Source organism: Pelagicoccus mobilis (assembly GCF_016595505.1).
Classification (GTDB): domain Bacteria; phylum Verrucomicrobiota; class Verrucomicrobiia; order Opitutales; family Opitutaceae; genus Pelagicoccus; species Pelagicoccus mobilis.
The window spans coordinates 18925-38948 of sequence record NZ_JAENIL010000053.1 but is presented as its reverse complement, the minus strand read 5'-3'; the positions used below and the strand labels follow the sequence as shown (position 1 = coordinate 38948).

General features: G+C 54.8%; 11 protein-coding genes and 1 tRNA gene. 7 read left to right on the top strand and 5 right to left on the bottom strand.

What is annotated here, in order from left to right:
* Positions 1-3: 3 nt before the first annotated feature.
* The gene (locus JIN87_RS22430) at positions 4-2727 is read right to left on the bottom strand and encodes a hybrid sensor histidine kinase/response regulator (RefSeq protein WP_200357870.1); all 2724 of its coding nucleotides are present in this window, start codon (positions 2725-2727) and stop codon (positions 4-6) included.
* Positions 2728-2883: 156 nt separating this feature from the next.
* Here JIN87_RS22430 and JIN87_RS22425 point away from each other — a divergent pair, with 156 nt between their 5' ends.
* Together JIN87_RS22425 and JIN87_RS22420 are read left to right on the top strand one after the other, a co-directional pair.
* Positions 2884-4023 (top strand): M20/M25/M40 family metallo-hydrolase, encoded by a 1140-nt coding sequence (locus JIN87_RS22425; protein ID WP_200357869.1) that lies wholly within the window; start codon positions 2884-2886, stop codon positions 4021-4023.
* A gap of 100 nt (positions 4024-4123) precedes the next feature.
* Entirely contained in the window at positions 4124-4645 is a 522-nt protein-coding gene (locus JIN87_RS22420; RefSeq protein ID WP_200357868.1) for a thermonuclease family protein, read from the top strand.
* Between the two features lie 157 nt (positions 4646-4802).
* Here JIN87_RS22420 and JIN87_RS22415 read toward each other — a convergent pair whose 3' ends face one another.
* Complete coding sequence (locus JIN87_RS22415) at positions 4803-6464, bottom strand: response regulator (RefSeq protein WP_200357867.1); 1662 nt, start codon at positions 6462-6464, stop codon at positions 4803-4805.
* 228 nt (positions 6465-6692) lie between these two features.
* On the opposite strand from JIN87_RS22415, the gene JIN87_RS22410 reads away from it, so the two are divergent.
* Positions 6693-8507, top strand: a complete 1815-nt coding sequence (locus JIN87_RS22410; protein WP_234033570.1) for a phosphoenolpyruvate carboxykinase (GTP) — start codon at positions 6693-6695, stop codon at positions 8505-8507.
* A 108-nt stretch (positions 8508-8615) separates the two neighbouring features.
* Here JIN87_RS22410 and JIN87_RS22405 read toward each other — a convergent pair whose 3' ends face one another.
* On the bottom strand, positions 8616-9677 hold the full coding sequence (locus JIN87_RS22405) for a sigma-70 family RNA polymerase sigma factor (RefSeq protein WP_234033569.1): 1062 nt from the start codon (positions 9675-9677) through the stop codon (positions 8616-8618).
* Between the two features lie 586 nt (positions 9678-10263).
* Complete coding sequence (gene trpE / locus JIN87_RS22400) at positions 10264-11769, bottom strand: anthranilate synthase component I (RefSeq protein ID WP_200357865.1); 1506 nt, start codon at positions 11767-11769, stop codon at positions 10264-10266.
* A 172-nt stretch (positions 11770-11941) separates the two neighbouring features.
* Between trpE and JIN87_RS22395 the strand changes: the two genes are divergently transcribed.
* Positions 11942-12018: transfer RNA gene (locus tag JIN87_RS22395), tRNA-Arg, on the top strand.
* A 336-nt stretch (positions 12019-12354) separates the two neighbouring features.
* Here the strand turns inward: JIN87_RS22395 and JIN87_RS22390 are convergent.
* Positions 12355-13791 (bottom strand): sulfatase, encoded by a 1437-nt coding sequence (locus JIN87_RS22390; protein ID WP_200357864.1) that lies wholly within the window; start codon positions 13789-13791, stop codon positions 12355-12357.
* A 169-nt stretch (positions 13792-13960) separates the two neighbouring features.
* Here JIN87_RS22390 and JIN87_RS22385 point away from each other — a divergent pair, with 169 nt between their 5' ends.
* From JIN87_RS22385 to JIN87_RS22375, 3 genes are all read left to right on the top strand, one after another.
* Positions 13961-15598: a sulfatase gene (locus JIN87_RS22385; RefSeq protein ID WP_200357863.1), complete on the top strand. Its 1638-nt coding sequence runs from the start codon at positions 13961-13963 to the stop codon at positions 15596-15598.
* On the top strand, positions 15598-18453 hold the full coding sequence (locus JIN87_RS22380; RefSeq protein ID WP_200357862.1) for a glycosyl hydrolase: 2856 nt from the start codon (positions 15598-15600) through the stop codon (positions 18451-18453). The genes JIN87_RS22385 and JIN87_RS22380 overlap by 1 nt, the downstream gene beginning before the upstream one ends.
* Positions 18454-18516: 63 nt before the next feature.
* Entirely contained in the window at positions 18517-19974 is a 1458-nt protein-coding gene (locus JIN87_RS22375; RefSeq protein ID WP_200357861.1) for a sulfatase family protein, read from the top strand.
* The last annotated feature ends 50 nt before the right edge of the window (positions 19975-20024 follow it).

The following is a 20024-nucleotide window of genomic DNA, read 5'->3' as shown; positions in this document are numbered from 1 at the left end:
CTCTTATTGGTGTGGGGCGGCTACAAGCTCGTTTATGAGCTCTAGCAGTTTGCGAATGGAGAAGGGCTTGTCGACGTAGGCGTCGACTTCGATGCCTCTGCATTCTTCGCTTTCCTGTTGGGGGAGCCCTGACATGAGGACGACCTTGATATCTGGATACGCGGATCGCATGTGGTTGATCACGCTGCAGCCTGAGGCTTTGGGCATGATCGAATCCGTGAGCAAGAGGTCGATCTTTCCTCGATGATTGGTTCCCTTGTCGATGGCTTCCTGTCCATCTTGTGCGATGATGAGATTGTATCCGCTTTGGCCAAGGCCGAGCTCTAGAATTTCTCGGACTTGCTCTTGGTCTTCGGCTACGAGAATGGTGGGCGCTTCTCCCTCGTCGGAAGTAGACGCGCTCGGCATTTGTTCGCGCAAATCAGGGCTGTCTTCTTGCTCTACTTCTTCGAGCACTTCGGGGAAATAGAAGGCGAATTCGGTGCCAGAGCCGATGACGCTATCTACCATCAAGTGTCCTCCATTGCTCTGGATGATTCCATAGACGATCGAGAGCCCAAGGCCGGTGCCCGCTCCTTTTTTCGTGGTGAAGAATGGTTCGAATATCTTTTCCAAGACTTCGTGGTGAATGCCTTGTCCGTTGTCTCTGACGGCGACTTTGGCGTATCGGCCGGGGTCGCTTTTTCCGGTAATGAAGATTTCACTACCATCGAGTTCGACCATGCTCGTTTTTAAATCGACGATGCCTTCGTTTGAAGTGATGGCTTCCTGTCCATTGACGACGAGGTTCATGATGACCTGGTCGATCTGGTTGGTATCAACTTTTACGTTACAGAGATTTGGGTCTAGTTGCGATGTGAATCTTACGTCGGTCTTGAGGATGCGAGACAGCATCGGCATCATGTTGCTGATGGTGTCGTTCAGGTTTGCAACCACGGGCTTCTCGCTTTTGCCACGGCTAAACGAGAGAAGGCGACTGGTCAGTTTGCTGGCTCGGTCGGTGATTTTGAGAATCTCGTTGGCGTAGACGTGATCCCTCTTGCTCAGGTCGCGGGAATTGCAGAGCAACTCGCTGAATCCTCTTTGTCCGGCGAGCAGGTTGTTGAAGTCGTGGGCGATACCACCTGCGAGGCGGCCGACAGCCTCCATGCGTTGGGTGTGGCGTAGCTGTTCTTCGAGAAGCCGCTTTTCTGAAATGTCCCGGAGGGTGACGAATAGGGCGATGGACTCGCCGATAGGGGTGCGGCTGACTGTCATCTCGACTGGGCGCACTTGTCCTTTGGCGGTGATGAATTCTCCGCTCTCGCGGCGAGAGCCTTCTTGGGCGTCGATCAGTTCGTTGAGATGTTCGATTCGGAAATCCTGATTTTCAGGAAAGATCTCTTCTAGGCGTTGCCCTACGAGTCGGTCGGTATCCAACAGTTGGATGGCGGAGCTGTTTGCCTCGATGATGACTCCGTCTCGTGGGGATATGAGAAGGAGGGCGTCGATGGAGTTGTCGAAAAGGGAGCGGAATTTGATCTCGTTTCGAAGGATGGCGCTTTGGGCTTTCTTCGATTCGCTGATGTCCGTCTGGAACGAGATGAATCGGGTGCTGACGCCGTTTTCGTCGACGAGTGGATTTCCGTCTATGCTGACCCAGTAGGGGGCTCCGTTTTTCTTGTACTGGACGAGCTCGGCGTGGAAGCCTTTGCCTTTGCTGATACGCTCCCGCATGTGGTTCACGGTTTCAACTTCAGTCATGGGACCGCGTAGGAGAACGTGCGGATCGCGTCCGACGATCTCGTCTAGCTGATAGCCGGTGATTTCGGTAAAGGCGTTGTTGCACCAGCTAATGTTGCCTTGTTGGTCGTAGACGAGAATGGAGAGCTGAACTTTGCGAGCGAGGTGGGAGAATAGTTGAAGGTCCTCGACAAGGCTTCGATTGTCCTGATCGAAGCTGTGCATGCCGATGATGGTGGAGGGGGCGGTTTGTCCAACCTCTGGAGCGTGGCGGGCCAAGGTGCTGACCCAGCGGATGGCGCCGTTTGGCAATGTCATCCGATACTGGATACGCTCGGTCGAGGTTTCTCGATCAAGGAGGCGGTAGAAGGCTTCGGCTACGTTTTGGCGGTCGTTTTCGATAACGCAGGCGAGCCATTCCGAGAGGGAGACGAGTCCGGTTTCCTTGGAGACTTCCTTTCCGAAGTACTCGAAGGCTTTTGAATCGATATCGAGGGTCCAGCCGAGGCTGGAGGCTTCTGGATCTCTGGCGATTTCGGAAGTGGATTGAGCGGCGGATTGGGGGAGGATGGCTTCGGCTATGCCGCGCACGCAGGGATCGCCGGATTCGAGCTCATCTTTTTGAAGGGTTACGCAGAAGACGCGTTTTTCGCCTTCGATTTCGAGTGGTAGGCGGAGATAGCGTTCCTCGTCGCGATTGTCGCTGATGAGCAGGGCTCGCACGTTGTCGCTGAGGCTGGCGATCTGATCGGAGGTGAGGGAGCCGCAATCGGAGAGGGAGAACGCTTTGGCGTGGGGAGCTCCGAGGATCCTGCGGGCGCCATTTGCGAAGGCGACCACGTTGAACACTTCGTCGATCATGAAGGCTGGATTGCCGACTTCGGAAGCGAGTCGTGTGGTTTCTTTCTCTAGGCCCAGCTCTAGCTGCGGGATTTCTTCGGACGGGTCGTCCTGGGTCCCTTCTGCGTTTTGCTTCGGCTTTTGTGTGGAATGGTGAGGTCTCATCTAGGAGAGAACTGGAATGGAATAGTGGATGGGCTAGATTCTAGATCATTCGCAAGCAGGGGACAACACGCGCGCTCAATTTTACGGCGAATTAAATGGCGTTTGCAGTTATACCCTATGTTGACCTAGTGGTTTGATTTTGAAACTGCGGACGAGATGAGTGGAGAGTTGGAAGTGAATGAGCTGGAGCTGCTGAGGGATTTGGTGGCGATCAATAGCGTTAATCCTGTGTATGGCGGACCTGGTGAGGGTGGGGTCGCGGACTATTTGCAAGAGAGGCTGCGGGCGAAGGGGATCGAGTTTCAGCGTCAGGCGGTTTTGCCGGGGCGGGAGAACCTCTACGCTCGGATTGGTCCGGACGATGCGCCTGCGTTGTTGCTGGAGGCGCATATGGACACCGTTGGCGTGGAGGGTTGGGCGTCTGGTAGCCCGTTTGACTTGTCTGAGAGGGAGGGGCGGTTTTATGGGCGCGGTTCTTGTGATACCAAGGCCAGTCTTGCTTGCTTTTTGCTCACGCTTGAACGTTTCGCGGAGGCTCCTGAGCGACTGAATCGGGCGCTGGTGTTCGCGGCGTCGGTGGACGAGGAGAGCGAGCAGTTGGGAGCGTTTGAGCTCGCGAAGTTGAAGGAGGAGCTCGGAATCGCCTGGGCGATCACGGGTGAGCCGACTCGGAGCGATGTGATCTCACGTCACAAAGGGGTGGGACGCTACCTGGTTTCGACCTCGGGAAAGGCGGCCCACGCCTCGACTCCGGAATTGGGAGAAAATGCGATTTACAAGGCGGCTCGGCTCTGCGGGCGTCTGGAGCAATATGGGGAGTCGCTGCACTCGAAAGCGGTAGAGGAGGAGATTGATCGTGGGACGATGAACGTGGGAGTGATCGGCGGCGGAATCGGGTTCAACATCGTCCCTGATCGCTGCCAGCTCGATATTGACCGGCGTCTGGGGAGGCGCGAGAGCGCTGAGCTGGCCCGCAGCGAATTGGAGGCGATTTGCGCTGCGGAACCGGGAGCTGAGCTGACGGTTTTTCTGGAACGCCCTCCTCTGGTGGGGGAACGTTCAGGCGAGTTCGTGGAGGAGTTGCTGGGGGCGGGAGACGTGTTGGGGTTTGGCCTGAAGGAGCGGCAGGTCCCGTACATGACCAACGCGGTTGCGTACGAAGGGGCTGGAATTCCCTCGGTGGTTTTTGGACCCGGCGATATTGCTCAGGCTCATAAGAACGACGAGTTTATCGAGAGGGGGCAAATGGCGAGGTGCCTCAGCGTGCTTGATGCGTTTTTGAGTGGTGATCGTTAAATTGTCGCCCGAGGGAAAAGGTTTTGGCGGGAATTCCTAAACGTTGGGAAGGGGAGCGACGATATAGGTTGAGTCTAACTCTCTCCAACTCGTTTTCTCCATGGTATTTGCTTTCATCTCAGTTGCAGCTCTCGCGATCGGTCTCATTTACATGACCCTTCGTAGTTCGACGACGACGCACACGGCGATTGTCGATGTGATTGGGGCGATTGATGGCCGCACGGTGGAGGTTGTGCTGAACAAGCGTAAGGAGCGAGTGGTGTTGGCTGGCATCGGATTTCCGCCGGGCGACGCGCGATCGGAGACGGAATGCGCGGATGTGGTGCAGGATGTCGTCGCCGGCCGTCGCCTTTATATGGAGGTCTTCAAGGAGGTCTCTGGCTGCCGTTACGTGACTTTGTCCTCGTCCAATGGCGACTGCCTCAACGTGATGATGCTCGAGAAAGGCCTTGGCCGGTACGAATCGACCGGAGTCGGTTTCATCGGAAAGCTGGTGGAAGCGGAGTCCCGGGCCCAAGCGGCAGGTTTGGGCGTATGGGACAAGAATCGGGCTCTTTTCCGGCATCTTGCGAATGAAGCGGCTGATTCGACCGCTGATGACGCTGTCTTTGGTCGCAGCTAGTTTTTCCTGGCTAGTTTGATCCTCGCGATTAGCGGGGTGGTGTGAGCGATTGCTAAGAATGGCCATCGAGGACGATGGCCGCTACCTTTCTGGAAATGAAAACGCCCCGCAGGTTTTTGCGGGGCGTTTCGTTTTAAATGGATGTGCTGGGTGCCTTTTAGAAGGAAGAGCGGCGTCCGATGCGGAGCGGTCCGCGTCCGGCTTTCTTTTCCATGTTCGGCTTGCCCCAGCTTTCGGGTTTCTTCTCCTGCTCTGCTGGAGCGGGGGACGCTGGATTGGGCGCGAGGCCGACTTCTGGCGTAGTCGCGGAGCTGGTTTCGAGTGGCTCGAGGGCTGAGCTGTCGGGTTTTGGCAGAGTGTTTTCGGCCATCTTTCCGTGGTCCTTGATGCTTCTCTCCATCTGGTTGAGATAGGCTTCCAGCTTGCGGAGTTCTGCTTGCTTGGACTGGAGATCTTGTACGTCTTCCTGGAAATTGGTGCGAGCGTGCTCGAACTGGCGCATGTCTTCCTTGAGGGTCGCTTGGTCGACCTTCAGCTTCAGCTGCTCTTCCTTGATGGTGTTTTGGAGCTCGCGGAGGGAGACTTCTGCATCGCGGCGTTCGACGAGGATCTCTCGTTGATTCTTCTCGTGGCTTTCCTCGAAGAGGCGTTTTTCGAGCTCGAGCTGGTCGATGCGTTCCTGGAGCTTGTGGCGCTCGATTTCGACGAGTCGCTTCTCGTCTTCGAGTTCCTCGACCTTTGGATTGTCTGCGATATCCGCGGTTTGAGACTTAAGGTCGTTTAGCTCGCGATCGCGTTGCTCGATGATGAAGTCTTTTTCGGAAATTTGTTCGGTGGCGTCCTGGAGCTTTTCGCGGAGGGCGCGCAGCTCTTCCTGGAGGCTTTCGGTTCCTGAGGCGTTTGCCTTGAGAACTTCGACTTTCCGCTGGAGATCCTGGATGGTGGCCTGCATTTCGAGGCGTTGGGCCGCGAACTCGGCTCGTTCTTGATCGAGTTGCTCGTTGGAAATGTCGGCCCCAGCGGTTGCTCCTGCATCTTTCTGGGCTTCTTCGAACTCGATTTGCTGGGCCTCGAGTTCTGCGAGCTGGGATTCGACTTCGAACTTTTGCTGGGAGAGTTTCCCGGACATCTCTTTGAGGCGTCGTTCTCGTTCGTCGAGCTCGGCGGAGCGTTCGGCGATTTCGGAGTCGGTGGTGGAGTTGCCGCTCTCGTTTTTCAGCTCGTCGACGAGTCGGCGTGACTTTTCGAGGCTCTGCATGCTGGAAGCGAGTTCGCCTGCGATCCGGTCGCGTTCGTTGAGGGCTTCTTGGAGTTTCTCCTCGATTTGCTGAATTTCAGCGGAATTGACGGTGGAGCTCGATTGGCCGTCGGTATTGAGCGAGGTCGACTCGAGCATGCGTTCGACCTCGAGAATGTCTTCCCAGGTGACGTCCTCGTCGGTGACGTCGGTATTGGGAGAGCGGAACATTGAGTTCGTAGTCTCGATGACTTGCTTGAGATCGTTGGGATTGTCGAGAACCTCGGTCACTCCGGCGCGGATGCAGCTGATGACTGTCTCGAGGTTTTGCTCCTGAGCGATGTAGAGAATGGGCAAGGCGGGCTGAGCCTGCTTGAGATTGGAAACCAGGGAAAGGTCGGGCTGGTTTTCAGGTAGGGCCTCGTCGGTGATCGCGAGATCGAAACGCTGGTGGCGAGCGGCTTCTACGGCTTCTCCTGCTGTGTGATGCGCGGAAATCTGATACCCGGAGCCCGCGAGCAGGAACGACAACGCCTTTGCGTTCTGTCGGTTGCCTCGAACGATGAGAATCTTCTTATTCAAAACTGGTACTTTGTTTGGAGTTGTTCGTGATGGTGGAATGGATCCCTTCACTTATCGGTAATCACCCGCGCCTGCTGTAGCCTTAACGATCGATTTACGCGGTTTTGAATAGGATTTTAGGTCCTTGGATTAGGGAACCTAATCTCCGGAAAGATGGGGCGTGCTAGTTGCGTTTGGGCGGGGGGGCGTCGTTTGCTCTTTACTGAAATTTTAATATTTTTTTCGGTGATGAAAACACAGAGCCCCAATATCCCGTTGAGTGACAACAAACCTCTCATCAAATGGGTCGATAAGATGGCTGCGCTATGTGAGCCGGCCGATATCCACTGGTGTGATGGTTCTAAAGAAGAGTACGATTTGCTGTGCGAGAAGATGGTGCTTTCGGGCACCTTTGTGAAACTCGACGAAGAGAAGCGGCCAAATAGTTACTACTGCCGCTCTGATCCGAGCGATGTCGCTCGCGTGGAGGACCGCACCTATATCTGCAGTAACAGTCGGGATGCGGCGGGTCCTACCAACAATTGGTGTGATCCCTTGGTCATGAAGAAGAAGCTCAAGAAGCTGTTTAGGGGCTGTATGCATGGCAGGACGATGTATATCATCCCATTCAGTATGGGACCGATCGGATCTCCTATTTCTCACATCGGTATCCAGATTACGGATTCGCCATATGTCGTTGTAAATATGCGGATCATGACCCGCATGGGAAAGGACGTGCTCGATAGTATGGGGGATAAGCGAGTGGTGCCCTGTATGCACTCGGTGGGAGCGCCGTTAGAAGTTGGGGATGTGGATGTCCCTTGGCCTTGCGAGTCCGACCCAGCTAACAAGTACATCGTACATTTTCCGGAAGAGCGATCCATCTGGTCATACGGAAGTGGATACGGTGGAAACGCTTTACTTGGAAAGAAGTGTTTCGCTTTGAGAATCGCTTCCTGTATGGCTCGAGACCAGGGATGGATGGCGGAGCATATGTTGATCCTAGGGGTCGAAAACCCGGAAGGAGAGCGTACCTATGTGGCTGCGGCGTTTCCGAGCGCTTGCGGCAAGACGAACTTCGCCATGTTGATTCCTCCAAAGTCGTTTGACGGCTGGAAAATTTGGACGGTTGGGGACGACATTGCTTGGATCAAGCCGGACGAGAATGGCTGTCTGCGGGCGATCAATCCTGAAGCGGGCTTTTTCGGCGTAGCGCCAGGTACGTCGTACCACACGAATCCGAACGCCATGGAGTCGATCAAGGAGAACTGCATCTTTACCAATGTCGCTTTGACGGACGATGGCGATGTATGGTGGGAAGGCATGGATGGGGAACCGCCGAGCCACTGTCTTGATTGGCGGGGCAACGACTGGACTCCTGCATCGGAAACTCCGGCTGCGCATCCGAATGCTCGTTTCACCGCTCCAGCGGTGCAATGTCCGACGATCGACCCAGCTTGGGAAGATCCGCATGGAGTTGAGATCAAGGCGATCATTTTTGGTGGCCGAAGGATGACTACTATGCCGCTGGTCTTCGAGGCCTTCAACTGGTCGGTCGGCGTTTACGTGGGCGCGACGATGGGCTCTGAAATGACGGCGGCCGCGTTCGGAAATATCGGATCAGTTCGGCGTGATCCGATGGCGATGCTACCCTTTATTGGATACCATATGGGGGATTACTTCCGTCATTGGATCAAGATGCAGCGTCGCATCCGCGAAACCCCTCGGATCTTCCATGTGAATTGGTTCCGCAAGGATGAGGAGGGCAATTTCGTTTGGCCAGGATTTGGAGAGAACATGCGTGTTCTCAAGTGGATCGTGGAAAGAGCGACCGGTAAGGCGAAAGCCAAGGAGACGCCGATTGGCTACGTCCCTCACTACGCTGACATCGATTGGGAGGGGCTCGACTTTTCGAAGTCAGAATGGGACAGCATAATGCAGGTCGATCGCGAGGTTTGGAAACGCGAGGTCGTGATGCACGAGGAGCTGTTTTTGAAGCTGCATGATCACTTGCCCAAGGAGCTGATCTTCGAGCGCGAGTTGCTCGCGTGCCGCTTGTTCTAACTCGATCCCTGCTTGAAATCCAAAACCCAAAGCGCCCTGTCTCCTCAATTTGGAGACAGGGCGTCTTAGTGAACGGCTGGCCTCAGCAAAAGGCGCCTCGCGTGAAAATTAGTGTCTAGCGGCGGTGGCTTCGTAGAACTCGCGAAATACTTCCATGCGCTTGCGCTCACGGTTTTCCATTTCGATTTCCTCGGCGGAGTGCTGGCGTTCTTTGCTCGCCATGATCTTCCGCATCTTCGAGAGAGCGATGTTTTGCAGCTGGCGGACGCGCTCGCGAGTGATGTTAAAGAGTTGGCCGACTTCTTCGAGAGTGAGTGGGGAGTCGCCGTTGAGTCCGAAGCGGAGGCGGATGATTTCGGCTTCGCGCTGGTCGAGGCCCTCGATCATTTCATGGAGGTCGCCACGGAGTGACTTCTCGTGTAGATTCTCGTAAGGAGTAGGGGCGTTGTCGTCGCCGACGATTTCGCCAAATTCGGTGCTATTGCCGTCGTCTCCTACCGGAGCGTTGAGCGAGGTAGGGCGTACGCTAACAGATTTGAGGTGAGAGACCTTGTTGACTGGCATCTCGAGCATGTCTGCGAGCTCTTGGTCTGTAGGATCGCGGCCGAGTTCTTCGGTCAAAGCCATGGCCATTTTCCGCATGCGGGAGATCTTGTCTACGAGGTGTACCGGGAGGCGGATGGTTTTGCTTTGGTTAGCGAGGGCTCGCTTGATGGATTGCTTGATCCACCAGGCTGCGTAAGTGCTGAGCTTGCCGCCTTTTTCAGGGTCGAATCGCTCGACGGCTTTGATGAGGCCGATGTTTCCTTCGCTTATAAGGTCGAGTACGGGAAGGCCGAAATCCTTGTAGTCGTGGGCGATTTTCACGACGAGACGAAGGTTGGACTTGATCATGAGATCGCGAGCCTCTTTGTCGCCTGCCTGGATGCGCCGCGCTAGGGTGATCTCCTGAGCGGGGGTCAGAAGGTCGATCTTACCGATCTCATGCAGGTAGGTTTTGATGCTGTTGCGCTCCGGTTGCTCCGCTTTTTCCTTCTGGGCAGGAGTGGGGGCGCGAAAGTTGATGGTGGTGACATTTGAAACCTCGTCTTCGTTAAAGATTTTGAGGTTAGAGGTTTGCGAGTTCATGGTTGGATTCGAAGAGAGATGGACGATTGATTCGGTAGGCATAATATTGGGGTCGACTTTGAGTTGCTGGACAGTTGGAAAACAAACGTTTCGCTTCTCAGGGTCCGTCTCGCCGAGTGGCTCGAATCGCGGGTCGCTAGGTGAAATCGGACGGTGTTTGCTAGGCGCTTGGGGCTATGTTCTGAATCACAATACTTAGCGGGGGTGGTGTATAGTTTAAAGATCGGGTAGGGTACTATACCCACGGGGTTTAATCCTTCGTTTACAAAAAGACCGCTAAATCTTACTGCGTTTTACATTCTTGACCTCGTTTATGAGGATCAATTTGCAAAAAAGCGAGGATTCTCCGCATTAAATTAGGAAAAAAGCGAAAAAAGAAACCTTATGGGTGGGTAAAGACCCTGATTGCGTATCTAGGGGTAGGTGTTAGCCACTGCCAAGTGATGACAGGCTCTGCGAGCCAGCTAGGTCATTCTACGCGGTTGGCGAATATTGCGCGCAATAGGGAAAGGTCCTAGGTCGAAAACCGCCAAAAACCGCTCCTTTTTCTATAGAGGGACAAGGGGTTATCGTCCTAGGCGAAATGCTAAGGGCGTATAGCTTCCTGAGGGAGCTGGAAAGGCGGTGACTAGCCCTCGAAGTTTTCGGCAAGTCCGACTGCTTTGAAGAGAGCGGACGCTTTGAAGATGGTCTCTTGGTATTCGCTTTCGGGTACGGAGTCGGCGACGATGCCGGCGCCTGACTGGATGACGACCTTGCCGTCCTTGACCATGGCGGTACGGAGCGTGATGCAGGTGTCGAGGTTTCCGTTGTAGCTAAAGTAGCCCAGGGCGCCTGAATAGAACTCGCGTTGGTCGGGCTCGTTTTCGGAAATGATCTGCATGGCCCGGATTTTTGGGGCGCCGCTCACGGTGCCGGCCGGGAAGGTTGCCCGCATGAGGTCGAACGCGTTCTTGTCGCTGGCGATCTGGCCTTCGACTTGAGAGACGATGTGCATTACGTGGGAGTAGCGTTCCACAATCATGTAGTCGGGTACTTCGACGGTGCCGTACTCGCAAACGCGGCCGATATCGTTTCGGGCGAGGTCGACCAGCATGAGGTGTTCCGCCTTTTCCTTTTCGTCTGCGAGCAGTTCCTTCTCGAGAGCGAGGTCCTGTTCCTCGGTCTTGCCGCGGTGGCGTGTGCCGGCGATGGGGCGGATTTCGACCTTGTCTCCGGTGAGGCGTACATGGACTTCTGGAGAGGCGCCGACGATAGCGAAGTCGTCGGTCTCGAGAAGGAACATGTAAGGGGATGGGTTTACGGTGCGAAGGGCGCGGTAGAGGTCGAGAGCGCTTTTGCCGAAGTCTTTCTCGAAGCGCTGGCTGAGGACGACTTGGATAATGTCCCCGGAGCGAATGTACTCTTTAGTGCGCTCGACCATGTCTTCGAAATCCTTCTTCACGAAATTGCCCTGGGGGACCTTGATTTCGGAAGGAGGGTTGAGGGTGGCGGGAGCGAGCGAGCATTGGCTCTCGAGCTTGGCCTTAAGTTGGGCGAGTTCTTCGAGGGCGGCTTGATAAGCCTCGGTCGGGGAGGCGTGACCTTCGAGGCGAGCGTTTACGAGGAGACGCATGGTTTGCTTGGCCCGGTCGAAAATGACCATGGAGTCCGCTAGCATGTAGTAAGCGAGTGGCGAGCTGTGCTGGTTTGCCTTAGCGATAGGCACTACCGTTTCGACGCGTGAGATGTATTCGTAGGAGACATACCCGACTGCTCCGCCGGTAAAAGGGGCGAGCTCGGGCATTTCGACCGGGTTGTGTTTGGCGATCTCCTCTTCTATTAAAGAGAGAGGGTCTTGCGGGGTATCGATCTCGCGAGGGGCGAGCCCGGACTCCTCGATGATGGTTTTTTCCCAGTAGCACTTGAATACCTTGCGAGGACGGCAGGCGATGAAGGTGTAGCGGGAGAGGCGCTCGCCGCCTTCGATGGACTCGAGCAGGAATGCGGGACCGTCGGTCTTGAGCTTCGCGTAGGCTGTGAGCGGCGTTTCGAGATCGGCCATCAGGTCTGCGTAGACAGGGATAACGTTCCCCTTCTGGGCGAGCGATTCGAATGTCTCGAGGTCGATGTTTGGGTGTAGTTGGTGTGCCATATCTCTTGAGCTCTAGGAAATAGGGCAAGAAGCTAGTCCTATTGTAGCGCCTGTCTATGAAATTGTTTGCGGCGCTCGGCTTGTGTTTATTCGAGTTTCCGTTTTGACAAGCTTGGTTGCAGGACTTTTAACCTGCCGAAGCTGAGCGAGTTGAGGCTTGCTTGGCGGATGTGCGGTAGTAGCTCAGCTGGATAGAGCAACGGATTTCTAATCCGTGGGTCGGGGGTTCAAGTCCCTCCTACCGTGCCAGTTCCGAATGGGGCTGGTAGGTCGGCTGGATCGAATGGGCAGTAGGACAAAAAATTCCTCAACGCCACTCGAAAACGCAGTTCTCGAACGGGAGCAGGTTCATGCAGGCTGGCGATGAGGACGGCGATGCGTCGTAGTGGTACGAAGGCTTTCCTGCCCTCGGTATATCTGTGCGGAGAGAAGCTATGTCGCTTCTGTCCTAGATCGGGAAGCTGCGAAAGATGAGAGTGCCGTTTGGAGACGGGGGAGAAGCGGTCTGAGTCTGTTGCTGCTCTACTCGATAGCTGGAGAAGAGCATGCTCGGTTTTTCGATTAACGGTGTCTTGAGCTTGGATATCACTGCTTGCGTAAGGCGGCTTCGGTTGCTGAGAGGGCTTTGTGTCCGGTAGAGCCTTTGCCTAGGATGGGCTGTTCGCTTGTGGGGAGATGCTTGGCCAGTCGTCTCTTGATTTTGCTGTATTCGGGATTTGATGCGAGGTTGTCCCATTCGTTGGGATCATTCTTGTGATCGTAGAGTTCTTCCGAACCATCTGCGTATCGAATGTAGCGCCAGCGTTGGTTTCGTAGGGCGTGATTGCCTTTTCCGAAAGTGGTGCGAATGGGTCTATTCCATTTCGTTTCGGGATCCTCGATCAGAGGCATTAGCGATAGGCCTTCGTGCTTTGGATCGGCGTCGAGTCCGTTGAGCTCCAGAAGTGTCGGGTAGAGGTCGATGAGGCCGACTGAGCGGTTGCTGCGCAGTTCGGGTTTGACGCCCGGACCAGCGAAGATGAGAGGCACACGGGTTCCGTCTTCCCAAAGCGTGCGTTTGGCCCAGTGGCTCTTTTCGCCCAAATGAAAACCATGGTCGGAAACGAGCGCGATGATTGTATTGTCTTTATGGGGACTTCTTTCGAGAGCATCCAAAACGATCCCCAAGCAGTAGTCCGCGAATGTTGTAGTGGCGAGGTAGGCTTGTACCGCGTGTTTCCATTCGCCGCTTTCGACCAGCCACTGGTGGGGAGGTGAAACGTGTTCCAGACGGGTGAGATTCTCTCCGTAGGATGGCAGGTCAGTCCGATCGTCGTCTTTTACCTCCGGTAGCATCACCTGGTCGCGGGGAAATTGGTCGAACCATTTCTTTGGCGCGTACATGGGGACGTGGGGTCGGAAGAATCCTACGGCCATGAAGAATGGTTGGTCGTGCTCTTCGAGCAGGCGTTTTTCAGCCCATTTGGCGACTTTATAATCGGGCAGTTCGTCGTCGTTTTCAGGATACACTCCCCAGTCCCAAAGGGGATGACCAAAAGGTTGGCTGATTTTCTCTTCGGGAATTGGACCGAAGCCGCCCATTCTGCCGGCGTATTCGCCGATTGGATCGAGGATCTCTTCGCTTTCGGTGGAATGGAAGACTTTGCCGCCTGCCATAATTTTGTAGCCTTCCTTGGCAAAGCGTTCCGGAAGGGTAAGGCTACCTTCAAGCGCAGGGGATGAGCGGATGCCTGGATTGAGGAAGTAAAGACCGGTGGAAGAGGGATAGCGGGACGTCATGTAGCTGGCCCGCGAGGGCTGGCAAACGGGGGCCTGGCAGTGGGCGTTCTCAAAAAGAATCCCGTCGGCGGCGAGTCGATCGATATTGGGCGTATTTGCTTGCGGGTGGCCTCCGAGGCTTCCGGTCCAATCATTCAAATCGTCAATTGAGATGAGGAGCACATTGTAGCGTTCGCTAGCCTGTGTGCTTAGAGCGATGATTATTGTGCTTGCGAGTGCGAGTAGGGGGCGAAGAGAGGTCATTTATGCAAGGGTAGGTGGTTGCAGCATCAGTTGGCTCTGGGCTGGCACGGCTCGCAAGACTTGGGGTAATTGACAGTCAAGCGATCTCCTGACTGACATGCGTGAAGGGGATGGGCAAATTGATTATCAGGATTTCAGAAAGCTACCCCGGTACCCTGAAAGAGAACGCATGAAGAATCTACTTATTGCTATCGCCATCCTAGGTGGCGCTGGATCTGCCTTTGCAAAGCAACCGAATATCATATTCGTCTTAGCGGACGATCTAGGCTACATGGATCTGGTGTCCTATGCGGCACGGGTCAAAGGAGTCGAACGTTCGGAATGCTACTACGAAACGCCGCACCTCGATCAGTTGGCTGACGAGTCGGTGGTGTTTACGCAGGCCTACGCCTACCAGCTCTGTTCGCCGACTCGGGCAAGCCTGATTACGGGCAAAAACTCTGCCAGTCTTGGCTTCATGACTGCTACGCCGGGGGCGTTTAAGACTCACTATAACCAAGGATTGGATACGCCGGACGGGTTCTACGATCATGACGGTTTTGAAAATAAGACCGATCGCCCCTTTTGGCCTTTGACACAGGGGATGTCCAATATCGCGTTGCCTCTCGAGGAGACCACGATCGCCGAAGCGTTGACTGGATACGATTCGGCTTTTATCGGCAAGTGGCATTTGGGCGGGCATGGATCGGAAGGCTTCTCGCCGTCCGACCAGGGCTTTGAAGAGCTGGCTTGGTTCGACTCTGGGGGATCGGTTTACTTCAACTGGCGCGATCGCTGGGACCGGAAAGAGAAGGAGCATCCCAAAATGGCTCAGGCGGAGTTGCATCAAGGATACTCCGGGGAGGAGACTGGAGAGGACTACCTGACGGATGATCTTTCGGTGCAGGCTTGCCGCTATATCGAACGGCAGGCGAAGTCGGATAATCCCTTCTTCCTCTACTTCTGCCACTTCGCTGTACACACCCCGTTTGGCGCTAAGCCAGAGGATATCGTGCATTTTGAGAACAAGAAAACGCGTGGCTGGAACCAGCAGAACAACCCGACCTATGCGGCCATGCTTCGCAGCTTGGACGACTCCATCGGGGCATTACGTCAAACTCTGGAGAAGACTGGGCAGGCGGATAACACGGTGATCGTCTTCATGTCCGACAACGGTGGCATTGAACGCCTGGATGGAAATGGAAAGCCCACCTTTAGCTGTAACGCTCCGCTCAAAGGTGAAAAGGCGCTCGTCTACGAAGGAGGTATCCGCGTCCCGCTAATGGTCTGGTATCCCGAAGGGTTCAACCCGGCCCTGTGCGATGTGCCGGTCGATTGCAACGACCTCTATCCAACTCTGCTTCAGTTCGGTGGAGAGTATTCGAACTCTGGTGACGGCGAATCGTTGATGCCTTTGCTGCACGATCCGAAGAACAAAGCCGGCGAGTATTCCCGCGACACTTTTTTCTGGTACTACCCTTATTATGTGGGCGTTGGCTTGAAAAAGGGCGAGCTCACCGCGCCGCGCTCCGCCATTCGTAAAGGGGACTGGAAGCTGATCCTCGATTGGGAAGGTCACTTGGAGCTGTATAATGTTCGCCAGGATATTTCGGAAACAAGGGAGCTCTCGGCGAGCGAGCCTGAGCGTACGCAGGCGCTATTCAAAGAGTTGGTTGGGTGGATCAATGAAAACGTCGAAACTCGCTACATCCCGAAGACCAACAGTCGCTACGATGCGACGCATGCCGAAGCGAGGTCGTTTGAAAACGTTTTTGAGAAGCAGAATATGGATTGGCCGGTAGGCCGCCCGTCGAGAGTGAGTAAGTAATGAAGAAGTGGATTGTCGGATTGATGATTGCAGCCGCAACAGCGGCGCATGCGCAGAACCTTGAGCAGCTTTTTAGGTCACCACCGGACAGCGCCCGGCCCTACACTTGGTGGCACTGGGTAAACGGCAATGTGTCGAAGGAGGGGATCACTAAAGACCTGGAGGCCATGAAGGCCGTGGGCATTGGTGGTTTCGTGCTGTTTGATGCATCGGTGGGTATTCCGGTCGGCCCCGTTGCATACAATTCAAAGGAGGAGCATCAGCTTCGGTCTTTTGCGGTTGCCGAGGCCGAGCGCCTTGGGCTGGATGCAGGGTTTAACAATGCGTCCGGCTGGTCGAGTACGGGCGGTCCGTGGGTGCCGCCGGAGCACTCCATGAAAATGGTGGTTTGGAGTGAAGCAACCATCCGCGCTGGTGATGCCGAGTCGGTGACGCTGGGTATCGGCAAAAGGGTGGGAGACAAACGACCTCACATGAAGGATGTCGATTTTTACCGCGATATCGCTGTCATGGCGTTTCCCACGCCGACAAATGATGACTATCGTATCGAGCGCTGGGAACAGAAGGGGCTCCATGACCATCATGCAAAGGGAATCCATTTTATTCCCGACCTCCGCAAGGCTCCGGCCGATGCCATTATATCCGCCGATTCGATTATCAATTTGACCGACCGGATGAATGCCGAGGGCAATCTTGACTGGGCTCCGGAAAACGGCGAGTGGACGGTCTTACGATTTGGATACATGTCAACCGGTGCCCAGAACAAACCGGCAACTGAAGGGGGAACCGGGTTGGAAATCGATAAGCTCAGTCGCGAAGCCGTTGATCTGCACTGGGAGGAATATATCAACAAGCTCATCGCCAACGCCCAAGGCCGCGAGGCCTTAACGACGATCTGTATCGATAGCTTTGAAGTGGGTATGCAGAACTGGACCGAGGCGCTTCCGCGAGAGTTTTCCCAGCGGCGAGGGTATGACTTTTTACCCTGGTTGCTCTGTATTACGGGACGCGTCGTGGATGATACCGAAACGACCGAGCGGGTGCTCTGGGACATGCGGGTTACCGTTGCTGAATTGATGCAGGAGAACTACTTTGGGTATTTTGAGGAAAAATGCCATGAGCAAGGATTTAAGCTGCAGCTTGAACCCTATGGGAGCGGAGCGTTTGACGCCACCGCCACCGCCCTGATCGGCGATACGGTATTGACCGAATTCTGGCAGCGGGAAGCGGATCGGAATTTGTGGACCTGGACGGCGCAGATCATTCCATCCGGTGCCCATCTTTCCGGGAACCCGATTGTCGGTGCCGAGGCATTCACCAGCCTCAAAGCCGACTGGACTGCGCATCCCGGACGCATTAAAAAATGGGGCGATCGCGCCTTTGCCCGGGGGATTAACCGTTATTATTTCCACACCTTCGCGCACCAGCCCTTCGACGATTCGGTTCAGCCGGGCATGACGTTTGGGCCGTATGGCGGAAATTTCCACCGCAACAATACCTGGTTCAGCAAGTCCCGCGATTGGATGGACTACATCGCGCGGTGTCAGTTTCTGATGCAGTCGGGCAGCTATCAGGCGGACGTGCTGGCGCTCTACGGAGATGGGCGCGGGTTCAATTCGTTCATCGCAGGCAACGAGCCCGTTGATATGAAGGACATCCCCGGCTTCAATTTTGATCTCGGAGGCATGGCTTCGTTGAACGATCTTTCGGTGGATGACCAGGGTGTGATCCGAGTAACGCATAAGGGCAAACGGCTCGATACCGGCTATCAGGTTTTGTTGCTCAAACGAGCCGAACTAATGCTTCCGGAGCGTGTGGCCAAACTCGGGGAGCTTGCAGAACAGGGGGCGAAAATTTTCGCGCCGAGACCGTTGCGTTCGCCTTCATACCGCAACCATGAAGCGCAGGATGCGAAACTGGCTGCGCTAGTGGAGAAATATTGGGACAGCGGACTCATCCAAAGCCCAGACGCCTTTGAGGCTGCCGTTGCAAAACTGACCAAGGACTGCGAAGTTCCGGAAAAGGTTTTCTTCAATCATCACCGGGTTGGAGAAGACGACTTTTATTTCCTTTCCAATCAGACGGATCGTCCACGTGAGGTAGCTGCGAGCTTCCGGATCAAAGGAAAATTGCCTGAGTTGTGGAATCCGGTGACGGGTAAAACGCAACCGGCTTCAAGCTGGAAAGCTCTCGAAGATGGCCGTACGGAAGTGCGACTTCAGATGCCTGCCTCCGGCTCCATCTTTGTCGCTTTTCGCTCGCCCACTCAGGCAACCGGCGAAACCGCGCCCCTGCCAAAGCCCAAGGAAGTTATGCAGCTCAACGAGGATTGGACGGCTACCTTCGATTCGAACTGGGGGCCGGAAGGCGCTGTTGAGTTTAAAACCTTACTTCCATGGAACGAACACGCGTATCAAGAAATTAAATACTATTCGGGTAGCGCGATCTACCGTAGATCCTTCACGCTTCCTAGGGTTCCCAAATCGGATTCGCTGATGCTCGACCTCGGCGAAGTGGGGGTTATGGCCCGGGTGAAGCTCAACGGCAGGGATCTGGGCCTGCTCTGGTGCTCCCCGTACCAGGTGGACATCAGCAAGGCGGTAAAGCCCGGAAAGAATGTGCTGGAGATTGAAGTCACGAACCTTTGGATCAATCGCTTCATCGGCGACGAGTATCTGGCTTCGTATGAAAACATCTATCCGCAGATTCGCGACGGCCAACCGTTTCCTGCCGATAGTCAACGAAAGACCTTTGAGTTTCGCTTCGGTGGGGGGAATGCAAAGCACTGGAAACAAACCGATGCATTGCATCCCTCAGGCCTGATTGGTCCGGTCCGTTTGCTCAAAGTTAAGTAGGGAATGCACATGCTCTTTCCCTATGCATTTGCGGAAGAAAAACGAATTTAGAAGGAGATGAAAATGAGAAGTGTTAAGTTTGCGAAAAGGCTGCTGTTCTCCGCGCTGGTTTTTTCAATGATTGGAAACGCATCGGCCTCAGAGGGGGTAGCTTCGCGCTCCCCGAATGTCATCATAATCGTCACCGATGACCACGGGTACGTCGATCTCGGGGCGTATGGACTTTCTGGGGACATTCGCACACCGCACTTGGATGCTCTTGCCAAGGGCGGAGCATTGATGACGCAAGGTTATGTGACCGCTCCGCAGTGCATCCCGTCGCGGGCGGGCATCGTTACGGGGCGTTATCAGACTCGGTTCGGGTTGGATGAAAATCATCGTGCCCCGTTGGACCTTAAGGAGGTCACAATAGCGGAGCGAATGCGAGAGGCGGGTTATGCGACAGGATTCGTCGGCAAGTGGCACCTCGAGCCGAACCGCAATAGTCGATTTTGGATGGAGAGAGATTGGTCGGAAGGTCTGAAGCAAAAGAACCCAAGGGTTCCTGAGGGGCTACGAAGACCTTACCTCCCAGTTAGCCGAGGTTTTACTGATGTCTATGATGGCACAATGAACACCTATCTGCGCAACTTCGATTTGGAGGGTAATGACCTGCCACTGGAGCGCGAAGTGGATCAGGAGACCTTTCGTGTCGATAAGCAAAGCGAGGCGGCTCTGGCCTTCATCAAGCGGCACAAGGACGAGCCTTTCTTTTTGTATCTCGCTTACTATGCCCCGCATGTTCCGATAGAGGTGGTTAAGAAACACTTTGATCGTTTTCCCGGAGATATGCCGGAACGTCGCCGTTGGGCTTTGGCTTCCATTGCCGCCATTGATGACGGGGTGGGGGCGATCGTAGAGGCTCTGCGTGAATACGGTATCGAGGACGATACGATCATCTTCTATTTCGGTGATAACGGCGCACCGCTCAAAATTCACATGGCTGACGATCCCTTTAATAAGCCTGGCTGGGATGGTTCGTTGAATGGCCCGATGGTCGGCGAGAAGGGGATGATCTCGGAAGGCGGAATTCGCGTGCCTTATCTCGTGTATTGGAAAAATCATATTCCAGCTCAGGTCTATGAGGCTCCCGTCTTGTCGCTTGATTCGGGAGCGACCGCCTTAGCGTTGGCGGGCGTCGAAACCGAGCCCGGAGAAATCGATGGCGTTGATCTGATGCCGCATTTGGTGGGAGGGAACACAAAGGACCCGCACGAGACTCTCTATTGGCGTTTCTGGGGGCAGTCCGCTATTCGCGAAGGAAAGTGGAAGTTTTACGAGTTGGAAAACGGAGTACGAATGTTGTTTGATATGGATAGCGAAGCTCATGAAACTAAGAACGTACTAAAGAGGTATCCAGAAATTGCGGACCGACTTCAGCAAAAATTAGAACGCTGGCGCGACGCTCAGCAACGACCGGGATTTTCCAATAAGTTCGGAAGGGAAGCTGCATGGTACCGACACTACTTTGGAGTGAAGTAAGGTGAGTAGATCTGAAAACTCAAAAAAGAGTGCTTATGACTGTAGGGACG